This is a genomic window from Cupriavidus sp. FW305-27, from assembly GCF_058787995.1.
Window position 1 is genome coordinate 1 of sequence record NZ_JBYTAG010000039.1, and the last position, 19016, is coordinate 19016.

Below are 19016 nucleotides of genomic sequence, written 5' to 3' on the forward strand. Positions count from 1 at the left end.
GGGCTAGGGTGGGCTCTTGGGGAGCCGGGGTGGTGCTAGTCATTGCGACCTCCGTGTGTAAGAGATGGAGGCTCGCCGTCCGCTGTCAATCGGGTGGGCGAGCACGAGGCAGGGTTGACAGACCGGCACACACCAACCGGCGAGCCCGAAGGCTCCCCCGCCGCAGCCCGCCCCTATGGGCGTGCGTTGGCGAAAGACGAGAGGATAGCGCTTCGCTGCTCGTCCGGTGTGTCGGTCAGGCTGTCAAACCTGGTCGACCATTGTGTTGGCGACACCGCCAGTCTCCACGGACACCCCTCATTGAACAATGCGCAAACTCTCAAAGCTTGCGTCGGGTGGTCATGGCTAAGACAAGCTCCGGCCATCCAAGATGGAACTCATGTGCACTTTACAAGCGAGTAGCCGGTTTTTTTTGAGCAGGGAATATGCGATAAGAGGCGACTTGCGCTCGCGGTGTTCTGCGTCACCTATAGCAGACAAGCGGACGGGCCGTGGGTGCGATATGATTGGCGCAAACTAGAATATTCGCCCCCCAAATGTCCAGCCTCAAAAAGAAGGATAACAATCCCCATTGGCACCGGGATGAGCTGATACTCGCCCTCGATCTGTATCTTCGTCGCCGCTCCAATCTTCCATCTGAGGAAGCAAAGGAGATCGTCGGCTTAAGCGACCGATTGCGACAAATGGCGAAGTCCCTATTTTCCGGCTATGAGCCTTCAGACTCGTTTCGCAATACCAGCGGCGTCTACATGAAGCTGATGAACTTCAGGCGACTCGATCCTCAATACACCAGCGAAGGGAAGAAGGGACTAAGCCGGGGCGCGAAGGGTGATGAGGAGGTTTGGCACCAGTTCGCGAATGACCCGGATCGCTGCCGCATAACGGCTGAGGCGTTGCTTAAGGGGCTTTCAAATGAGACTTTCGCCAGTGAGCCCACATACGATGACGAGGATACAGAAGCCGCAGAGGGCCGCCTGCTAACCCGGACCCATCTGGTCCGTGAGCGTGATCGCACGCTTGTCAGGAAGAAGCGCGGGCAGGTGTGGGCGAAAACTGGAAAGCTGGAGTGTGAAGTCTGCGAGTTCGACTTCGCCGATAAGTACGGCAAGCATGGCGCCGGATTCATCGAGTGCCATCATACAAAGCCGCTTTCGACTCTGCCGGAGAACAGCAAGACGCACATCAATGACTTAGCGCTTGTATGCGCCAATTGCCATCGGATGCTACATCGGGGGAAAGACTGGCTCGATATCCAGGGTCTAAAGAAGCTCCTGACGTCGGAGATCAACAGCTAGTCCTCGGCACGGGTCACGACTCGGTCGCGGCTTGCGCGGAAGCTCCCTGGCGCTTCGCCGCGTGCTTCAAGATCACAGCTAGTCGATCAAGGGTGAACGTGATTCCGACGAAGCGCAGCGCGATAACGTAAAAAATGCCGGCCACAGCTGCGGCTGTCATCCAAATGAAGGGCACTTGCCCGTTATCAAAGAACTTTACAAGCGTAACGGCAACTGAGCCGATGAGTGGGATCAGCCCTACCTTATCCAAGGCCCCGATAATATAGGCCAAGCTCGATCGGACTTGCGCACTAACAGCGCATACATAGTCCTGAGCAAAGTTGATCTGGTCTGGTGTGTATGTTTCACGTAGTTTGGATATCGTCTCGTACCAGAGATGCATCCTTTTTCCCGCGCCATCCAACATATCGGCTTCCAACGTCTTCCACTCCTTAAAGAAACTCCTTGAAGTGGAGACGCCATATGCGATAGAGGCAGCTGCGCCCACCACTAGCGAACCCAAGCAGACATACGCCATCCAAAATGGCCCGCCTCGCTCAGCAAATAGTGCGGTTACCCACGCCAGCGCCATTCCCACAAGGCTTACGACAAGTAGAACTCGCTGATGGCGCGGCGTCGACTCACCTTCATTGCTTGTAACGGCGCAAACCACACCGCTTAGCTCGCCCATCAAGGCGTGAACCGTCGTTGCTTTACCAGAATCCGCTTGGCCCTTCTCGCCGTTGGGCTCTAAGGCTTCCAGCTCAGCTAAAGCTGACACAGTACCTCCTTCATTGGCTTGCATATTGTCGAGTCAGTATGCTGTTACTCGCTTAAATTATGCAGGCACGTACAGCCGCTTTAGCGGCACCAATCGCTTCGTCTCAGCATCAGTGTTGTCGTAGTGCTCAACCAGTGCCCGAACGAGATTATCGAGCGTCCATAGCGTTAGCGGCACCGTCGCACGGTCTGCCTCATAGTGGGCATCCCGCGAAAAACCACCGGTGCTAACGTACAGACCGCGGTCGTCCTTATGGCGGCCGCCGAGGAAGCTGCGGATGGACTGGCTGCCCATCTGGCCGGATCGATGTTTCACTTCCACTACGATGCGCGGGTTCTCGAAGCCGAAGCCGTCTGGCGATGCAATGATGTCTTTGCCGCGATCGGGGCCAGCCGGGGAGACCTGCGTCTTGTAGTTCATCGCGCGGAGGATTCCGGCCACCAGTTCCTGCATCTCATCCCAGTCCAGACGACTCACGAGATCTTTGATGCGTTCAATGGCTTGCTGTTCGATGCCTGCCAGCGGGTCTGCCGCGATTTCTTCGGCAGCTTCCACTTCGGCAGCGGCTTCCACTACCGGATCTGGCGACGGTTTGCCCGCAAGGACGGCCAGTAGCTCCTTCTTCGCGAATTCCGGTACCAGAAAGACCGTTAGGGTGGAGCCCAAACTATTCTTGGCGGCCACGGCCAGGTCGTCGCGGTCGATCTGCTTCGGCTCCCATTTGACTGCCCGCGCCATCGCCATGCCAGACTCCGCCTGCTCGGGTTGGTACCGATACGAGCCGGTGACCTTGCCCACCATGTAGGTGCGATTGGGCGGGGAGTAGGTCACCACCCAGTCGCCGACCTGAATCTCATTGATGAACCGCCAGACCTGCGACGCGCCCGAAATGGCCGTACCAGCTTTCGCATGCGGCTCCAGCGCTTTGTAATGATCTATCAGAGCTTGGCGGGACATGCCCGGCTTTGCCACCGCGGCCAGTAGCGGCCACCCGATGGCCGCCACGCCACGCTCGTTGAACTCGTCGTACAAACGCCCGCCTTCGCCGCGAATCATCCACATCTTTTCCGTATTCATACGTGTATCCCGTCAAAAGGCTGAATGGCCGGGCAAGACGGAAACCAGTCCGCGCGGCCTTTGATCTTAATTGTTTCGGCAGTCTACCAGCTCAATATTCAGCGGCCGTGTTGCTGCGCTGGCTCTTTGCCAATGGGAATCCGGCATGCCCCTGCCGCCATTCCCCTCGGCGGAAGGATTGGTTCTACCTCTCACATGTGCTAACGTCGCGGAGCCTTGCGGACCATGCTTCCGACCAAGGCATAGACAAAGAAGGTAGCGCCTTGCCCTACACACCTAATTCCCAGCACAGGAATCAGCTGTTCGCCATGCAAAAGTCGCAGTGGCAAATTGGCATTCTCGACGAGCAGGCGTGCTACCAGCAATCCCGCCTGCAAACTTGGACGTGTGGTCGCTTCTATTGGGGAGTTCATGCGGTAGCAAACCGGGCGGGAAAGTTAGGGATTTCGCCTCTTCCCAATTGCGAGGACTTGTTTGTAGCTAAATTTGTCAGTGACCAGCAAGATAACTGGCACGGCTACCCAGTAGCGCCCTGGTTGTCCCCCTTCGATAAGCCAAGCCATGACGTCTTGGCTGCATGGTGCGAAATCGGCTATATCACGGTTGCCCAGAAATCGAAGCTCCACCGAGGAAAAAAATGCGTCCTGTAAAGCTGACGATTCTCGGTGAATTCTGGGACTCACAAATATACTCGGGAGAATTATTGCTCCTCGAGGACAGTGGAGCAATCAACAAGATTGATTGGCGCCAAGCCGTCAATGCAATTGCCGATATTAACAATGACATTCAGACGGCTGTACGGGTGGCATTTTCTGATAGCGATCTCTTTTATAACCCCAAGGTTCGAAAGATTCTGCTGGACCCCCAGATAGCCAGCCCCATAAAGGCCCAACTATCGAGACTCTCGTCAATTACCCTCTCATCGGACTCGCGGATCTGGGCGGGATTTTGGCAAAAAGAGCACAGCCCTTTTAATTTTCTGCCGATCGACACAGAAATCTACTACAACCAATTTTTTGCGTGCGGCGACGAAGGACTCTACTCGACGTCTCGTGGTAGCGTGTCCTCCAAGGGATTTAGAAATATCTGCACCAAACATCATGATGCACGAATTTTCCAGGTTAAGGCATCCGATAAATATACTGCGATTGCTGCTGCCGCAGGAGACGACGGACTCTTCGAGTTTTCGTTTAATCGAAAAGAGGCAGATGACGTCCTGAGCGACGAGACGAAGCTTTCTAACCAACCGTGCAATGCGTGCGACTGGGCGTTCCAAAGCGTTATGGGCTGGACGACAAAAGGAGCATTTCTCGCCAAATTTAAGGAAGAGAAAGAAAGGAATTCGTCAAAAACCATTCGAATTTTTGATCGTGTAGTAGATGTTGGCGATTATTTTAACAGCACAAATAATCGAAGCTCCAGGACCGACGGTTTCTCCTGGGGAGCCCGGGAAAAACTGTATCGAGTTACTGACCACAGGATTGAGGTGGCCGATTATCAGCACGCACCACTCAAAAGATCCACAAGAACACAGATCAATTTACTCGATGATGAAACATTCGATCGTCGCGGTACAATAGGCGTCTCATTTGACGCGAAACAAGTGGTATCAACAGGAACAGCACCATTCGGCGCAATTATCGAGCTAAGCGATCGAATAATCGTAATTCGAAGCGATGACGAGGTCGATGTGTTTCCCGGCGAACCGGTCCATTGGCGAGTGTTCCCAAGATCAGAGCACTATAGCAATCAGCTTCACATCATCTACGAGGATCGCCTCGAAGTAATCTCCTTCGTTCATGACTATTTCGTAAACCAGAAGAACAAGCTCGCTGGATTTTCACGAGGAGGAACCGACGAGCTCACTGAAGCGTTCTGACGGTGGACGGTTCTACCACGCAGTCTGCGAGGCCCATCTGGCCCGAATGAACAGTGAGCGCTTCTGCTATGACATCAATGAGCGCGCCTTGCGGCATGCCCGCATGATGGATGGCAAGCTGCTGTTGATCACCAATGCCGGGGATCTCTCAGCAGATGAAGTCTTCGAGCGCTACAAATCATTAGCGGATATTGAACGCGGGTTCCATGTGCTCAAATCTGAGATCGAGATTGGTCCGCTCTACCACCGCTTGCCGGACCTCATCCGCGCCCATGCGGCGATCTGCCTCATGGCACTGATCCTGTATCGGGTGATGCGGATGCGGACTCTATCGAAAAAAAACGCTGTCGTCGATAACCTAAATCGGTCGGTCGTGCGGTATTGATAGTAAGCATTTGCGCCCCCGACGTCCTTTCGCATTGGAGTCAGCGGGCACGTGTCTTACCAGCTCGTGGCAATCGAGCGATGCCAGCATCCTATGCAAGGTCCAAATACGCAGTCACCCTGGTATGTAACTGTCGTTATGATGCGTGCCGGGCACTGAATGGGACATGACCTTTGCATGGCTTCTTATCACTGTGTTCGCGGCAAAAAAGGTAACGTTTTTAAAGTTCCAGAGCACATCAGGTCAGGGCTCAACAGATTCAGTTGTCTGCAGTCCAACTGCCACATCCCGGAAAGATGCCAGCGCGGCCGCCAGATGCTCAATGATCTCCTGTTGCAGCACGTCTGGTGGCGGCAGGTCATCCAGGTTGTCCAGGCTGTTGTCCCTGAGCCAGAAGATATCCAGGCTCGCCTTGTCTCGGGCGATTAAGTCGTCATATCGGTAGAACTTGAAACGCTCGGTCTCTTTCCGCTCGTGGCGGTTCTCAGGGTGGTAGCAGGCGATGAAGTCCTGCAGATCATCCAGCTTGAGCGTGCGAGTCTTAAGCGTGAAGTGCTTGTTGGTACGCATGTCGTAGAACCACACACCTTTGGTGTGCACACGGCCATCCTTGGGCGCGTTGTCGAAGAACACCACGTTCGCCTTAACGCCCTGCGCGTAGAAAATGCCGGTGGGCAGGCGCAGAATGGTGTGCACATCGCAAGTCTCCAGCAACTTTCGGCGGATCTTTTCGCCGGCGCCGCCTTCGAATAGCACGTTGTCGGGCAGCACCACGGCCGCCTTGCCGTCCACCTTGAGCATGCTCACGATGTGCTGCAGAAAGTTGAGCTGCTTGTTCGACGTGGTTTCCCAGAAGTCCTGGCGTTCATAGGTGAGTGCATCACGGTCTTCCTCGCCTTCCTCGTTGGTGATGGTCATGCTGCTCTTCTTGCCAAAGGGCGGGTTGGCGAGCACATAGTCCACCTTCACCTTGGGCTCGGCGATCAGTGCGTCTGAACGATCAACCGAAGGCTCCCCTTCCAATTCGCCGATGTTGTGCAGGAACAGGTTCATCAGGCACAAGCGGCGCGTGTTGGCCACGATCTCGTTGCCGTGGAAGGTGGCATCGCGCAGGAACTCCTTCTGCCGCTTGTTCAGCTTGGCATCGGGACGGGTCAGCCAGTTGTAAGCGCCCAGGAAGAAGCCGCCCGTGCCGCACGCCGGGTCGGCAATGGTCTTGCCGGGCGCGGGGCGCAGGCACTCCACCATCGCCTGGATGATGGGACGCGGCGTGAAGTACTGGCCAGCACCGCTCTTGGTGTCTTCCGCATTCTTCTGCAGCAGGCCCTCATAGAGATCGCCCTTGGTGTCGGCGTCCATACCCACCCAGCTTTGCTCGTCGATCATCTGCACCAGGCGCGAAAGTTTGGCCGGGTCCTGGATCTTGTTTTGGGCCTTGAAGAAGATGGCGCCCAGCATGCCCGTGCCCTGTCCCAGCTTGTGCAGCGTGGCCAGGTAGTGCGCTTCAAGCGGCTCGCCGGTCTTGCTGCGCAGGCTGGCCCAATCGTGGCCCTTCGGGATGCGCGTGTTGCGGTTGTAGGGCTCCCCCGCATATTCGTGCGCCATCTTCAGGAACAGCAGGTAGGTGAGCTGCTCCAGGTAGTCGCCATAACCCACGCCGTCGTCGCGCAGCGTGTGGCAGAAGTTCCAAACTTTCTGGATGAGGGTTGATGTGTTCATAGAAGTGCCTCGACCCAAGCCTTGTCTCGATGTGTGCCGATGGCAGCTCGGAAGAACTTTGAGTATTCGTGGTCCATAGATAAGTGCTCTTGCAAATGCGCGACGACTGCGGGCTGATGGCCAGCAAGGCGAATCAGATCATCCAGCAGACGCCAGGAGTTCTTCTTTGTCTCCGGCGTGTTCCAGTTATTGAATCCAAGCCGGTCAATCGTGTACCGCGCGCGTTGGTTGTCCCAAGTGCCAGTTAGGGCACGAGGTTTGACCTCTCCATCAATACCGTGTGCCAACAACTCACAGTCGGCTTGATCGCACGGGTCCAAGAGCCTTGGCTCCTCAGCGGTCAGAAGCACCGCCGGCAGTGTGCACCGATGTCCTTCATCCCGAATCGGAAACTCGTTCGCCTTGCCGTGCAAGACGTCGGCTTCATCCTTCTCGGGTCGATTGCACCTCTGGCAAGAAAGGCGAAAGTTCCACCACTCATAAGCCAGCCAGTAATATCCATCGTGTCCTGCGAGCTCAACGCCGTCGACCGTGATTCCCAGCTTCGGCCGAAAGTGATCGACGTCAAATGGCGCTCGATCACTTTTTGCTTCACAGTACCAGCACTTGTAATGACTGACCTGGGAAAGCCATCTCTTCAGCTGTCCCCAGCTGGTGTGCTTCTTGATATAGGTTGACCGAAGGTCATGTGTAGGGCATGCGCCAATGCCCGCGATCCTGGCTGCAGAGATCGTGAGCCACCGTTTCGGTAGATGGGGAGGCAGCGGAACCTGAACGAATCTCAATCTTGGTCCTCCTGCAAGCCGTGGAGCAGGCTTTGCACCAAAGCGTCGAGAGCTTTCTGCTTGTTCTCGGGGGTGACGATGGCGCCATCAATTGCACCATCCGCGGCCAGATCAAATCTGGCGCGTAAATACTCTTGCTCCAGCCTATCTCGCGAGGCGAAGTTGAAGTCCAAACCTTCGAGGCGCTGCCGGATTTCGACCAATCTGTCGCGATCAACCTCGCTGAGAGGCTGCCGCTGCGTAGAGAGTTGATGCAAGGCAATCAAGTCTTCGTTCGTGGCCTTGTCCAGGCTGGAACCCAAGCCGAACATCTCGCTGGTCACAATGCCGGCGAAGCCCATGCCCTTGGGGTCGACAGCCGGGTTCTCGCCACGCACTGTGTGGGTACCTGCTTGCCGATACAAGATCTGCACCTGCTCCTTTACCAGTTCCGCAATGGACAGAGGGTTGTGAGTCGTCAGAACGATGTGGCTGTTGTCCTGGTCATCACTGCTCTGTCCAACAAATGTCTTGAGGTAGTTCAAGTACTTCACACACCATCGTGGGTTTAAGTGCGTGTCAGGCTCGTCTAACAAGAACAAGCTTTCTTCCTCGGCAGTGAAGCGCAGCAGCCCCAACACGGTGAGCAGTTGCTGTTCGCCTTCGCTGAGTTCTCGGAAGGTCACGCTGCCATCGTTTTTCTTCAGACGCACGCGGATGCGGATCTCTTCGATCAGCTCGGAGACGTAGGTACTTTCCAAGTCGCGGAAAAATTCGTTTGCAGGTTGGCTGCCTACAAAGGTCCTGAGCGACTCCACATCCTTGACGTACAAATACTTGTACTCATGCGCCGATTGATTGTTGTTCCAGATTGACTTCTTCAATCTTCTCTTTATCGTGATCGGCGCCAGCGACGCCGTCATGAGACGATCTAGGAATCGCTGAACCAGACCTCTTGCGTACCAGAATCTGGGGTCGCCATCTTTCGAGTTCCAAGGGGGCTCCCGCAGGACAAAGAGAACAGACTCGATCCCGCTATCCGGGTCAATGCCCAGCTCTTGTTCCAGGAAGTCCTTTACCTTTTGGTCCGTTTGAATCAAAAACGCCAGAAGTACGAACTGACTGTGAACCGGCAATGCATAGAAGAGTCGCTTTGGCGCTGGGTCGACCTTCGATGTCACAAGGTTCTGGTAGTAATCCTTTAGGTAAGGCTCGAATACCTCTTGCATGCGCGGGCTCTCGCCCGAGTAGTAGCTGAACACATAGCGCGGCAGGTATTCGGTCTCGCCGTTTAGGAAGGCTGTGAGCTTAATCGGCTCACCCAGCGATGTTTCGTCCACGTCGTCGCCAAAGTTCACAACTCTGTGGAGCGGGTCGTTTTGCTCGATTTGCTTGGCATCGGCGACGCGGATGCGGAAAGCTTCCTTCCCACGATCTGGGTCGGCGTCGATGTCAATGTGGCGCAAGTTCTCTCCCGTCCCCATGCGGTACGAAAGCTTGAAAGCGAATCGAGGGATCTCCTTTCGTTTCTCCGCCGACATACCCTTGTAGGTGATCAGGTCGCGAAAGATGATGGCCAGCGCCTCCAGCACATTGGACTTGCCGGTGCCGTTCCAGCCGATGACTACCGTGACCCAATGGTCTTGATCGAAGTCGATGGTGACGTTCTTCAGGTTCTTGAACTGGTGCGTCGGGCTGTCCTTCGCGCTGCCGATGGTGAGCTTGTCCAGGCGCATGCTCAACCTGCCAGCAGCTTCAGCTTGTCGTACAGTTTGCGGCCTTGCGCATCGGTCACGGGCTTGACGGCCAAGCGGCCAGCCTTGTCCAGCGCGCGCAGCTCGGCGTAGAGCGCTTCGATCTGTTCAGTCAGCGCACCATCGGCCACGCCACAGCGTCGAAATGCTTCTTGCGCTGGCACCCAGTCGCCCGCTTCGGCGAGCACGTCAATCAGTTGGCTCGCCACCGCGGCGATCTCCTCTTGTTGTTTGGTCTTTCGGGGCCTGGGCTGTTTGGCGCGTTCTGCCATCTCGGCGCGGATGCGTTCCAGCAGCACACTGGCCGGCTCGTCATTCGGGTCTTGCGGCACAAGCTGGCCGGCGAAGGCAGAGCGAAGGATGTTTTGGCGTTGGGCAGTGGATTGTTTGAGGCCAAGCTCGATGGCTGCCAGTTGAACGGAAGCATCGCGAAGCGCATCGTCGACAATTTGCACTATTAACGACTGCTCATTTGACGGGGGAACAGGGACTGCAAGACTGCTGAACCGGCCAAGGCTCACTTTTTTCTGTGCCACACCCTGTGTCATGGGCTCGATCTGACGCTTACCTATATGCGAGTTGATAATTGCCTTCAAGAACGCAGGGCTCATCAGGCCAGGCCAGCATCGAATTTTTATACAATCGGCCGTGATGATTGCTGGAGGCTGGTTGTTTGGATACACATCTGCATCGCCGGGTGGCTCCCCCATTTTTGTGACCAATACATCTCCCGCAGCAACGCTGTGAGCATTTAGCTCGGCGGCCTTCTCTGGCGTGACATATTTAGTGTGCTCGCCGCCATAGTTTCCCGATCGGATATTCCGAACAAAGACTAGGGGGACACCGGATTCACGGTAGTCCGGAACTCTTAAGTTGCTACCAAACGGCCCTATCGCAAGACTATAACGGTCGTCGGATGCCACCTGCTCAATGCTCGCCCACCCCCACCCCTCCGGAAGCGCCGGCAAGTCGGTGGTATCTGCCTGCACTGGCTCGGCATACTTCTTCTGCCAGTCTTTGGGGGGGGCTTTGCCTTGTTCCTTGAACTTGACGAGTTGCTTGGCCTCCCAGCGGGCGCGGCGCTCAGTTAGGCTGCGTTGCAGCAGTTGGACGCCGGTTTCGATGGGCGCGCCGAGCTTACGTTGCGCTTCGCGCCAAGGAGCGGTGAGTGCGCCTTCGACTGCTGCCTTGAGCAAGGATTGGCGGTATCGCTGCAACTTCTTCTGCGCGGCCTTCAGCTCAGCCACCCCAGCATCGAGGTCGGACAGCAGTTCTTCAAGTTTGGCGACGATACGGTTCTGTTCAGTGGCCGGCGCGAGCGGGAATGGGATAAGTGCTGCTTTAGCTGCAGAGATCTCCAGGAACGTTGTCCCACTCGCCAGCTTTTCGGCAAGCCGCTTGGCCGAGCTAAGCCAATGATAGATAAAGTCCGAGTCCAAGCCCGGGCGCGGAACAAAACTCTTAAAGCCTTGATTTGTGGTGACTGCGGATGAAGCAATTGCCACGTAACCAATTGGAGCCCGTGAGCTGAAAAGCACGGAGCCCTTTGGCAGCCACTTTGCGCCGGACTCTTCATACCCTTTCTGAGTGATGTACCTTGCCCCAGCGCGTATGTACTTTTCTTTGTAACCGGATAAATCTGCAGGCGTTATCCAAGGAATATCGCCATCAAAATTGGTCGGGTCGTTGGTAGGTGGCGTGCCGCCCCCCACTACATCTGCTATTTCACCGATCTTTACCCAAGCCCAAGACTTAGGGAGTTGCCATAACTCACTCACGCCACCAACTCCTCATTCATTTCACTCATCAACGTGTCCAGCTCCTTATCAAACAAGGCCCAAGCTTTCTGCAGTCCACCTTTGTCGGCGAGTTCGGCGTAGTCAAAATCTTCGCGCGAGATCGAGCAGGAGTTCGCGATGTGGTCCTTCATCAGCCGCAACCACTCGGTCTGCTCCGGCGTGAACGACGTGGCGCGCTGCGCGTTGTGGCGGAAAATCCAGGCTCGAAAGCGGCGGTCCACCTCGTCGGCAAAGGGCTTGAGTTCCGCGCCCTCGCCATCCAGCTCGAGCGCGAAGCGCAGCAGGCTGACCAGATCGGTGAGCTGACGGTGGCTCGTCGCGCCTTTCACCTTGTTCCCTTGCACGCGGGCATAGGCGTTCCACAGTCGCTCGGTGGTGAGCATCAGCGGCGGTCGGCTCAGGTGGTCGTGCAGCTCTTCGATCATTTCGAAGGTAAGCGCGCGGCGTTGGTAGGGCTGCTGGTAGAAGAAGCCTAAAGCCGCGATCTCGTCCTTGTGCTGGCGGATGTAGTCAGCAAAGGTCTGGATCACTGCCTTGGCTTGAGCCTCGGCTTGTTCGGAAAAGCCCGAGAAGGTGACCTGGTCAAGATTGATATGGTCGATGAGCTGCTCGCGATCGCGGCGGGCGCTTTCGATTTCATCGCGCAGCTCGGGCTTGTCGAACGGCGCGCAGGCGGCGGCGACGCGGCTGGCGCGGGCGGCTTCGATTTCTTCCGGCAGCAGCGTGTCTTCGCTGCGGGTGATGCCGTTGGCCTTGGCGGTGGCGAGGGCAGTTTGCACGATGGCGTCCGGGTCCAGCGCGGTGATGAGCGCCTTGCCCAACTCGCCGACGGGGATGCCGCCACTGAGCGTCTCGATGCGCGCTTTCGCCTTGTCATCGAGCTGCTTGTTCAGGCGGACGAGGCGGTTGGCCAGCGAAAGCACGGTATCATCGTCGCGGCTGCCCATCGCCACTCCTTGCAGCAGGTCCTTGAGCGCGACGCTGGGCTTCCTTTCCAGTGGGCGGCTTTCGGTCTTGCAGGATTTTTCGACGCCCACGGCGTCGATCAGTACGAAGCGCGTCTTCGCCCCTTCGGCACTGTTGCTCACGCGCTTGAGGCTGTCGGCATCCAGGCTGCGCACGCCGCGGCCCTTCATCTGCTCGTAGTAGCCCTTGCTGCGCACGTCGCGCATGAAGAGCAACACTTCCAGCGGCTTCACGTCGGTGCCGGTGGCGATCATGTCCACCGTGACGGCAATGCGGGGGTTGTAGTCGTTACGGAAGCTGCTGAGGATGCTGTCGGCATCTTCCTCGGCGCGGTAGGTGACCTTCTTGCAGAAGGCGTTGCCTTGGCCATAGACCTCACGCACGATGTTGATGATGTCGTCGGCGTGGCTGTCGGTCTTGGCAAAGATCAGGGTCTTGGGCGTCTCCTTGCGCGCAGGGAAGATCTGCGTCTCCACCGCCGTTTTCATGGCTTGAATGACCTGGCGAATCTGGCTGGTGTTGACCACTGAGCGGTCCAGCTCCGAGCCGGTGTAGACGTTGTCTTCTTCCGTTTCGCCCCAGCGTTTTTTGCGCGTCTGGCGATCGCGGTGGTCCACCCATTCTTTGGCCTTGAGTTCAGCGCCTTTCTGCGTGATCTCGGTGACGATCTCGAAGACGTCATAGCCGACGTTGACACCGTCGGCCACAGAGTTTTCATAGCTATACTCTGCGACGATGTTTTCGTTGAAGAAGCCGAAGGTGCGCTTGTCGGGCGTGGCAGTGAGGCCGATCAGGAAGGCATCGAAGTAGTCCAACACTTGCTTCCACAGGTTGTAGATACTGCGGTGGCACTCGTCGATGATGATGAAGTCGAACTCCTCGACCGGGATGTCTGCGTTGTAACGAACGACCTTCTCCTGCTTGGCGGTTTGCTGGACCTCGTTGAGCGAGACGTCTTCGGCGGACTCGTCGATGGGCACACCAGACAAGACAGAGTACATGCGCTGAATAGTGCTGATGCACACCTGCGCATGGGGGTCGATGCTGGCGGAGGCCAGCCGCTGCACGTTGTACAGCTCGGTGAATTTTCGGCCGTCATCGGACGGCGAATAGGCCATGAAGCCCTGGTGCGCCTGCTTGCCGAGGTTGCGCGTATCGACGAGGAAAAGGATGCGTTTGGCACCTCCGAACTTTAGCAGACGGTAGACGGCGGTAATGGCGGTGAAGGTCTTGCCTGCGCCGGTGGCCATGTGGATCAGTGCACGGGGCTTGTTCTGTGCCAGTGACTTCTCCAAGCAAGTGACAGCGCCGATTTGGCAGTCGCGCAGGTTGTCCTCGGACAGCACCGGCATGCTGTCGACGAGGCGGCGGCGCAGGGTGTCAGGCTGCGCAAGCCACTCGGAAAGCTGCTCGGGCCTGAAGAAGTGGAAGAGCTCGCGCGAGCGCGGAGCGGGATCGGCGTTGTCGGTGAAGCGGATGATCTGGCCGGTGGCTTCAAAAAGGAAGCGCAGCGGGGTGTTGCCCTTGCGCCATTTGAGGTTGGCGGTGGCGTAGCGCTCAGTCTGAGTCTCCGTCATGGTGAGATTTTCACCAGCGTTATCCTTCTTCGCCTCGATCACTCCGCAGGCGGTGCGATTGATGAACAGCACGTAGTCGGCCGGACCGGTATCGGTGGGGCACTCGCGCACGGCGACGCCAACATCCGCCGACAAGTTGAGCTGCTTCATGTCCTGAATAGTCCAGCCGGCTTGTTCGAGCTTTTGATCGATATGCTGACGGGCCTTGGTTTCCGGAGTCATAGCTATTCCCTTGGTCTATCTGCTCAGGTTGGCCAGTGACTTGCTAGATCGAACGAAAGCTGTCGGTGATGGCGGATCGAAAGCAGATGTACCGTACCTTTGATTTGCGCATACAGCAGCAGGTAGTGCGTCAATACGTACTCGCGCAGTTCGCTACCTTTGGCAATGGCGTTCAATTGTTCGGTCAGGCAAGCGATACCGTTGCTCGTCTCCACAGAGCGGATGGGGCGTTCGAGAAAGGACCCAGCCATAAAGGAAAATCGCTCGAGATTGGGGATAACGGTGTCCGTCAATTCGTCCAGCAGTGCGCCAAAGACCTGGCTGGCTTCGGCTTCTCGCAGGAACGCTTCGATTTCATCGAGATCGCGCTCAAAATTGGCGGTGACTTTGACGGTGTAGCGGGTTGTCACGGGGCGAATCGGACAATTAGTTGGCTGTTCTGGTGATCCGGCGCTGCTTGAGGACGGAGAGGGTGCGACGAGCCTCTTTGACGTTGTCGGCAGCCACGTCAGCCAAGCCCTTGCTGGCATCTGCGGTCAACAGTAAGTGGATACGTTCCCGCTCTAGCTGATGGTAGTAATCCAGGCGCTGCGCGTCGATGATAGCAACGTAGCTTTCGCCGTTCTTCGTGACGATTTTCTCGGCGCCGGCCTTTACCTGGTCGGCCAGTTCAGACAGATTGGCCCTAGCTTGGGACAGCGAGATAACATCGCTTGCTGAGATGGACATGGCTTACTCCCCATAGGCTGCCAATTTGTACAGAATAGCGTACATGATATAGCAATGGATCCGGTGGCGAAGGTCATGGCGAGGTTGCCCCCCGAGAAAAGCATAAAAGCCACCCTCAGGTGGCTTTTATTTCATTAATCGTGCCACTAATTCTCAGCAACTTGGCACAGTTTTCACTTTCCGCGTCATCCGACACAAGCAATCAAACATCAATATTCCGCGCCACCAACGCATTACTCTCAATAAAGTTCCGCCGCGGCTCCACCTCGTCCCCCATCAGCGTGGTAAAGATCTGGTCGGCAGCAATAGCATCCTCAATCTGCACCTTAAGCAGACGTCGTTGCGTCACGTCAAGCGTCGTCTCAAACAGCTGCTCCGGGTTCATCTCACCAAGTCCCTTATACCGCTGTCGAGAAACCCCACGCTCAGCCTCAGCCAGCAGCCATTGCATGGCCCCGTGGAAGTCGTTGACAGTCTGATCACGCAGCTTTTCGCCTTCGCCACGCTGCACCTTTGTGCCTTCCGGGGTCAGGCCCTGGAAAGTCTTGGCCGCGTTGGACAGAGCAGCGTAGTCCGCACCATGAACAAAATCCGCATCCAAATGCGACAACCGCACGTTCCCATGATGACGACGCGCAATCATCAACCGATGCTTATCCGTCTTCTCATCAAACTGCGCATAAACGTCAGCGGTACCGTCATCATTCACGGCAGCCCCAATCAACGTCTTGGCATGCATCTCAGCCAACTTGGCCTTCAGCGCCACAGCAGACGCCTCAGCAGCAGCCGCGCTGTCCAGATCCAGCGCCACCCCATCAGCAATCGCCCGCAGGGCGTCGGTATCAACCACGCGTGACAGGCGAGAAATCACCCCCTCAGTCAACTGATACTGCCGCGCCAACTCAGTCAGCGCATCGCCATTGATCTCCGACCCATCCGGCCGCACCAGCACAGCCTTCTCCATCGCCAACTTCAACAGATAAGCATTGAGCTCGATATCATCCTTGATATACCGCTCTTCCTTCCCATGCTTGATCTTGTACAGCGGCGGCTGCGCGATATAGACGTAGCCGCGCTCGATGATGTCGGGCATCTGGCGGTAGAAGAACGTCAGCAGCAGGGTGCGGATGTGCGAGCCGTCCACGTCAGCATCGGTCATGATGATGATGCGGTGGTAGCGCAGCTTGTCCAGGTTGTAGTCGTCCTTGCCGATGCCGGTGCCCAGTGCGGTGATCAGGGTCAGCACTTCCTGGCTGGACAGCATCTTGTCGAAGCGGGCGCGCTCGACGTTCAGGATCTTGCCCTTCAGGGGCAGGATGGCCTGGAACTTACGGTCGCGGCCTTGCTTGGCGGAGCCGCCTGCGGAGTCGCCCTCCACCAGGAAGAGTTCTGACAGGGCGGGGTCTTTTTCCTGGCAGTCGGCCAGCTTGCCGGGCAGGCCCATGCCGTCCATCAGGCCCTTGCGGCGCGTCATTTCGCGGGCCTTGCGGGCGGCTTCGCGGGCGCGGGCGGCGTCTACGATCTTGCCGCAGATGATCTTGGCGTCGCCCGGGGTTTCCAGCAGGAAGTCGTTCAGGGCCTTGCCGACGAGTTCTTCCACGGGCAGGCGCACTTCGGAAGAGACCAGCTTGTCCTTGGTCTGCGAGCTGAACTTGGGCTCGGGCACCTTGACGGAGAGCACGCAGGACAGGCCTTCGCGCATGTCGTCGCCGGTGGTTTCCACCTTGGCTTTCTTGGCGACTTCGTTTTCTTCAATGTACTTGTTGATGACGCGGGTCATCGCGGCGCGCAGGCCGGTCAGGTGGGTGCCGCCATCCCGCTGCGGGATGTTGTTGGTGAAGCAGAGCACCTGCTCGTTGTAGCCGTCGTTCCACTGCATGGCCACTTCCACGGCGATACCGTCTTTTTCGGTGTTGGCGTAGAAGATGGTGGGGTGCAGCACGCTCTTGGAGCGGTTGATGTACTCGACAAAACCCTTCACGCCGCCGGAGAAGGCAAAGTCTTCTTCCTTGCCGGTGCGCTGGTCGACCAGCTTGATGTGCACGCCGTTGTTCAGGAACGAGAGCTCGCGGATGCGCTTGGAGAGGATCTCGTAGTGGAACTCGACGTTGGTGAAGATCTCTTCGTCGGCCAGGAAGTGCACTTCAGTGCCGCGCTTGTCGGTGGCGCCGATGATCTTCATCGGCGAGACTTCAACGGGCTGGCCGTCGGGGCCGTTCACGGTCTCGACGATGCGGTTCTGCACGTCGCCCTTGGCGAATTCGATCAGGTGGACCTGGCCGTCGCGGCGCACGGTCAGGCGCAGCCACTTGGACAGTGCGTTCACGCAGGATACGCCCACGCCGTGCAGGCCGCCAGACACCTTGTAGCTGTTCTGGTTGAACTTGCCGCCGGCGTGCAGCTCGGTCATGGCGATTTCCGCCGCGCTGCGCTTGGGTTCGTGCTTGTCGTCGAACTTGACCAGGGGCGGGATGCCGCGGCCGTTGTCGACGATGGAGATCGAGTTGTCGCTGTGGATGGTGACCTGGATTTCGGTGCAGTAGCCGGCCAGCGCTTCGTCGATGGAGTTGTCCAGCACCTCGAAGACAAGGTGGTGCAGGCCGGTGCCGTCGGAGGTATCACCGATATACATGCCCGGACGCTTGCGTACCGCCTCCAGGCCTTCCAGGATCTGGATCGAAGAGGCTCCGTAGGTGTTTTCCTGCTGCGGGTTCTGCTGTTCGGTCATGTCTTTCTACTCACGGCAATGGCGGAATTCGGGCCGGGCCGGCATAGCGGCGGGGCGCGAAATGGTCCGCATGGCGGGTTACTAAAAACGGCAAAAGGGGCGGATCGTCGTTTCGATCCTGCCCCCGCTGCGGGATGGTCATCCCCAGGACTTCCCGGCCTGGGCCGGGTGTCGTTGCGTGCCGTTTGCTGCTCCGGTTCTTGTCTGGTCTGGTCCTGTTACCGGATCATCAGATGCGCATCGGCATGACGACGTACTTGAAGTTGTCGTCTTCCGGCACGGTAATCAGCGCACTCGAATTCGAGTCGCCGAGGCTGACCTGCACCTGCTCGCTCTTCAGGTTGGCAAGCACGTCAAGCAGGTAGGTCACGTTGAAGCCGATATCGAGCGCGTCGCCCGAGTAATCGAGTTCCAGCTCTTCCTGCGCCTCTTCCTGGTCGGCGTTGGTGGAGCTGATCTTGAGCATGTGCGTGTCGAGGATGCAGCGCACGCCCTTGAATTTGTCGGTCGTCAGGATCGCGGTGCGTTGCAGCGCCTGCTGCAGCCGCACGCGGTCGATGGCGAAGGCGTTCTTGTAGCCCTTGGGAATCACGCGCTGGAAGTCAGGGAACTTGCCTTCCACCAGCTTGGAGATCAGTTCGATATTGGCGAACGTGAACTTGACCTGGTTGGCGGCCAGTTGCACCTGCACCGGATCGTCGTTGTCTTCCAGCAGGCGCTGCAGTTCCAGGATGGTCTTGCGCGGGATGATGACTTCCTGGCGCGCGCCCACGCCGACGGCTTCGGTTTCCAGCTCAACGCCGCAGTACGCCAGGCGGTGGCCGTCGGTGGCGACTGCCATGACCTTCTTGCCTTCCACCACCAGCAGCATGCCGTTCAGGTAGTAGCGGATGTCCTGCTGCGCCATGGCGAAGTGGACCATCGCCAGCAGGTGCTTGAAGGTCTTCTGCGGCAGGCTGACGCTGGCGTTGAATTCGCTGGCTTCGGCAACGGTCGGGAATTCCTCTGCGGCCAGCGTCTGCAGTGCGAAGCGGCTCTTGCCGGATTGCACGGTCATGCGCTTGTCGTTGAGCGACAGGGCCACGTCGCCGTCAGGCATGGCGCGCAGGATGTCCAGCAGCTTGCGCGCGGCCACGGTGGTGGCAACGCTGTCGCTGCCAACGCCGCATTCGGCGTGCGTGGTGATCTGGATCTCGATGTCGGTCGAGAGGAAGGAAACGTTGGACCCGGACTTGCGAATCAGCAGATTGGCCAGGATCGGGAGGGTGTGGCGGCGCTCCACGATGCCGCTCACGATTTGCAGCGGACGCAGCAGGTTGTCTCGCGAGGTTTTGACCAATTGCATTGAATTTATCCTTCGTC

14 protein-coding genes and 1 pseudogene are annotated in these 19016 nt (G+C 57.5%); 4 read left to right on the plus strand and 11 right to left on the minus strand.

Features of this window, described 5'->3' with window-relative positions; translation table 11 throughout:
• Positions 1-536: 536 nt before the first annotated feature.
• Positions 537-1295 (plus strand): HNH endonuclease, encoded by a 759-nt coding sequence (locus AC3WRI_RS19215; RefSeq protein ID WP_492293799.1) that lies wholly within the window; start codon positions 537-539, stop codon positions 1293-1295.
• A 13-nt stretch (positions 1296-1308) separates the two neighbouring features.
• Here AC3WRI_RS19215 and AC3WRI_RS19220 read toward each other — a convergent pair whose 3' ends face one another.
• Entirely contained in the window at positions 1309-2079 is a 771-nt protein-coding gene (locus tag AC3WRI_RS19220; RefSeq protein ID WP_492293800.1) for a hypothetical protein, read from the minus strand.
• Between the two features lie 33 nt (positions 2080-2112).
• Positions 2113-3132, minus strand: a complete 1020-nt coding sequence (locus tag AC3WRI_RS19225) for a restriction endonuclease (protein ID WP_492293802.1) — start codon at positions 3130-3132, stop codon at positions 2113-2115.
• A gap of 308 nt (positions 3133-3440) precedes the next feature.
• On the opposite strand from AC3WRI_RS19225, the gene AC3WRI_RS19230 reads away from it, so the two are divergent.
• The 3 genes and pseudogenes from AC3WRI_RS19230 to AC3WRI_RS19240 all read left to right on the plus strand — a co-directional run.
• Complete coding sequence (locus AC3WRI_RS19230) at positions 3441-3782, plus strand: hypothetical protein (RefSeq protein WP_492293803.1); 342 nt, start codon at positions 3441-3443, stop codon at positions 3780-3782.
• Entirely contained in the window at positions 3770-5011 is a 1242-nt protein-coding gene (locus tag AC3WRI_RS19235; protein ID WP_492293805.1) for a hypothetical protein, read from the plus strand. Before AC3WRI_RS19230 ends, AC3WRI_RS19235 begins: the two co-directional genes overlap by 13 nt.
• A pseudogene (locus AC3WRI_RS19240) lies at positions 5001-5336 on the plus strand (IS1634 family transposase); the annotation flags it as partial. The gene AC3WRI_RS19235 and the pseudogene AC3WRI_RS19240, both read left to right, overlap by 11 nt.
• Positions 5337-5639: 303 nt before the next feature.
• On the opposite strand, the gene AC3WRI_RS19245 reads toward AC3WRI_RS19240, so the two are convergent.
• From AC3WRI_RS19245 to dnaN, 9 genes are all read right to left on the minus strand, one after another.
• On the minus strand, positions 5640-7133 hold the full coding sequence (locus AC3WRI_RS19245) for a class I SAM-dependent DNA methyltransferase (protein ID WP_492293806.1): 1494 nt from the start codon (positions 7131-7133) through the stop codon (positions 5640-5642).
• A complete protein-coding gene (locus tag AC3WRI_RS19250) occupies positions 7112-7900 on the minus strand; it encodes an HNH endonuclease family protein (protein ID WP_492293808.1) in 789 nt (262 codons plus the stop codon). The genes AC3WRI_RS19245 and AC3WRI_RS19250 overlap by 22 nt, the downstream gene beginning before the upstream one ends.
• Positions 7897-9615: an AAA family ATPase gene (locus AC3WRI_RS19255; protein ID WP_492293810.1), complete on the minus strand. Its 1719-nt coding sequence runs from the start codon at positions 9613-9615 to the stop codon at positions 7897-7899. Before AC3WRI_RS19255 ends, AC3WRI_RS19250 begins: the two co-directional genes overlap by 4 nt.
• A 2-nt stretch (positions 9616-9617) precedes the next feature.
• The gene (locus AC3WRI_RS19260) at positions 9618-11411 is read right to left on the minus strand and encodes a restriction endonuclease subunit S (protein WP_492293812.1); all 1794 of its coding nucleotides are present in this window, start codon (positions 11409-11411) and stop codon (positions 9618-9620) included.
• The gene (locus tag AC3WRI_RS19265; protein WP_492293814.1) at positions 11408-14197 is read right to left on the minus strand and encodes a type I restriction endonuclease subunit R; all 2790 of its coding nucleotides are present in this window, start codon (positions 14195-14197) and stop codon (positions 11408-11410) included. The genes AC3WRI_RS19260 and AC3WRI_RS19265 overlap by 4 nt, the downstream gene beginning before the upstream one ends.
• A gap of 23 nt (positions 14198-14220) precedes the next feature.
• Positions 14221-14607 (minus strand): type II toxin-antitoxin system RelE/ParE family toxin, encoded by a 387-nt coding sequence (locus AC3WRI_RS19270; protein WP_492293815.1) that lies wholly within the window; start codon positions 14605-14607, stop codon positions 14221-14223.
• A gap of 16 nt (positions 14608-14623) precedes the next feature.
• Positions 14624-14926, minus strand: coding sequence for a type II toxin-antitoxin system Phd/YefM family antitoxin (locus AC3WRI_RS19275; protein ID WP_492293817.1), 303 nt, complete (start codon positions 14924-14926; stop codon positions 14624-14626).
• A gap of 202 nt (positions 14927-15128) precedes the next feature.
• Positions 15129-17654, minus strand: a complete 2526-nt coding sequence (gyrB, locus tag AC3WRI_RS19280) for a DNA topoisomerase (ATP-hydrolyzing) subunit B (protein ID WP_492293819.1) — start codon at positions 17652-17654, stop codon at positions 15129-15131.
• A gap of 229 nt (positions 17655-17883) precedes the next feature.
• Positions 17884-18999 carry a DNA polymerase III subunit beta gene (gene dnaN / locus AC3WRI_RS19285; protein ID WP_010811375.1) on the minus strand — a complete coding sequence of 372 codons (1116 nt, stop codon included), beginning with the start codon at positions 18997-18999 and terminating at the stop codon, positions 17884-17886.
• Between the last annotated feature and the right edge of the window lie 17 nt (positions 19000-19016).

Excerpts from the sequence above, each read along its gene's own strand:
- AC3WRI_RS19265 (WP_492293814.1), bottom strand. The coding sequence starts at position 14,197 with ATGACTCCGGAAACCAAGGCCCGTCAGCATATCGATCAAAAGCTCGAA.
- AC3WRI_RS19255 (WP_492293810.1), bottom strand. The coding sequence starts at position 9,615 with ATGCGCCTGGACAAGCTCACCATCGGCAGCGCGAAGGACAGCCCGACG.
- AC3WRI_RS19215 (WP_492293799.1), top strand. The coding sequence starts at position 537 with ATGTCCAGCCTCAAAAAGAAGGATAACAATCCCCATTGGCACCGGGAT.
- AC3WRI_RS19225 (WP_492293802.1), bottom strand. The coding sequence starts at position 3,132 with ATGAATACGGAAAAGATGTGGATGATTCGCGGCGAAGGCGGGCGTTTG.
- gyrB (WP_492293819.1), bottom strand. The coding sequence starts at position 17,654 with ATGACCGAACAGCAGAACCCGCAGCAGGAAAACACCTACGGAGCCTCT.
- AC3WRI_RS19230 (WP_492293803.1), top strand. The coding sequence starts at position 3,441 with ATGCAAAAGTCGCAGTGGCAAATTGGCATTCTCGACGAGCAGGCGTGC.
- AC3WRI_RS19275 (WP_492293817.1), bottom strand. The coding sequence starts at position 14,926 with ATGTCCATCTCAGCAAGCGATGTTATCTCGCTGTCCCAAGCTAGGGCC.
- AC3WRI_RS19235 (WP_492293805.1), top strand. The coding sequence starts at position 3,770 with ATGCGTCCTGTAAAGCTGACGATTCTCGGTGAATTCTGGGACTCACAA.
- AC3WRI_RS19220 (WP_492293800.1), bottom strand. The coding sequence starts at position 2,079 with ATGCAAGCCAATGAAGGAGGTACTGTGTCAGCTTTAGCTGAGCTGGAA.
- dnaN (WP_010811375.1), bottom strand. The coding sequence starts at position 18,999 with ATGCAATTGGTCAAAACCTCGCGAGACAACCTGCTGCGTCCGCTGCAA.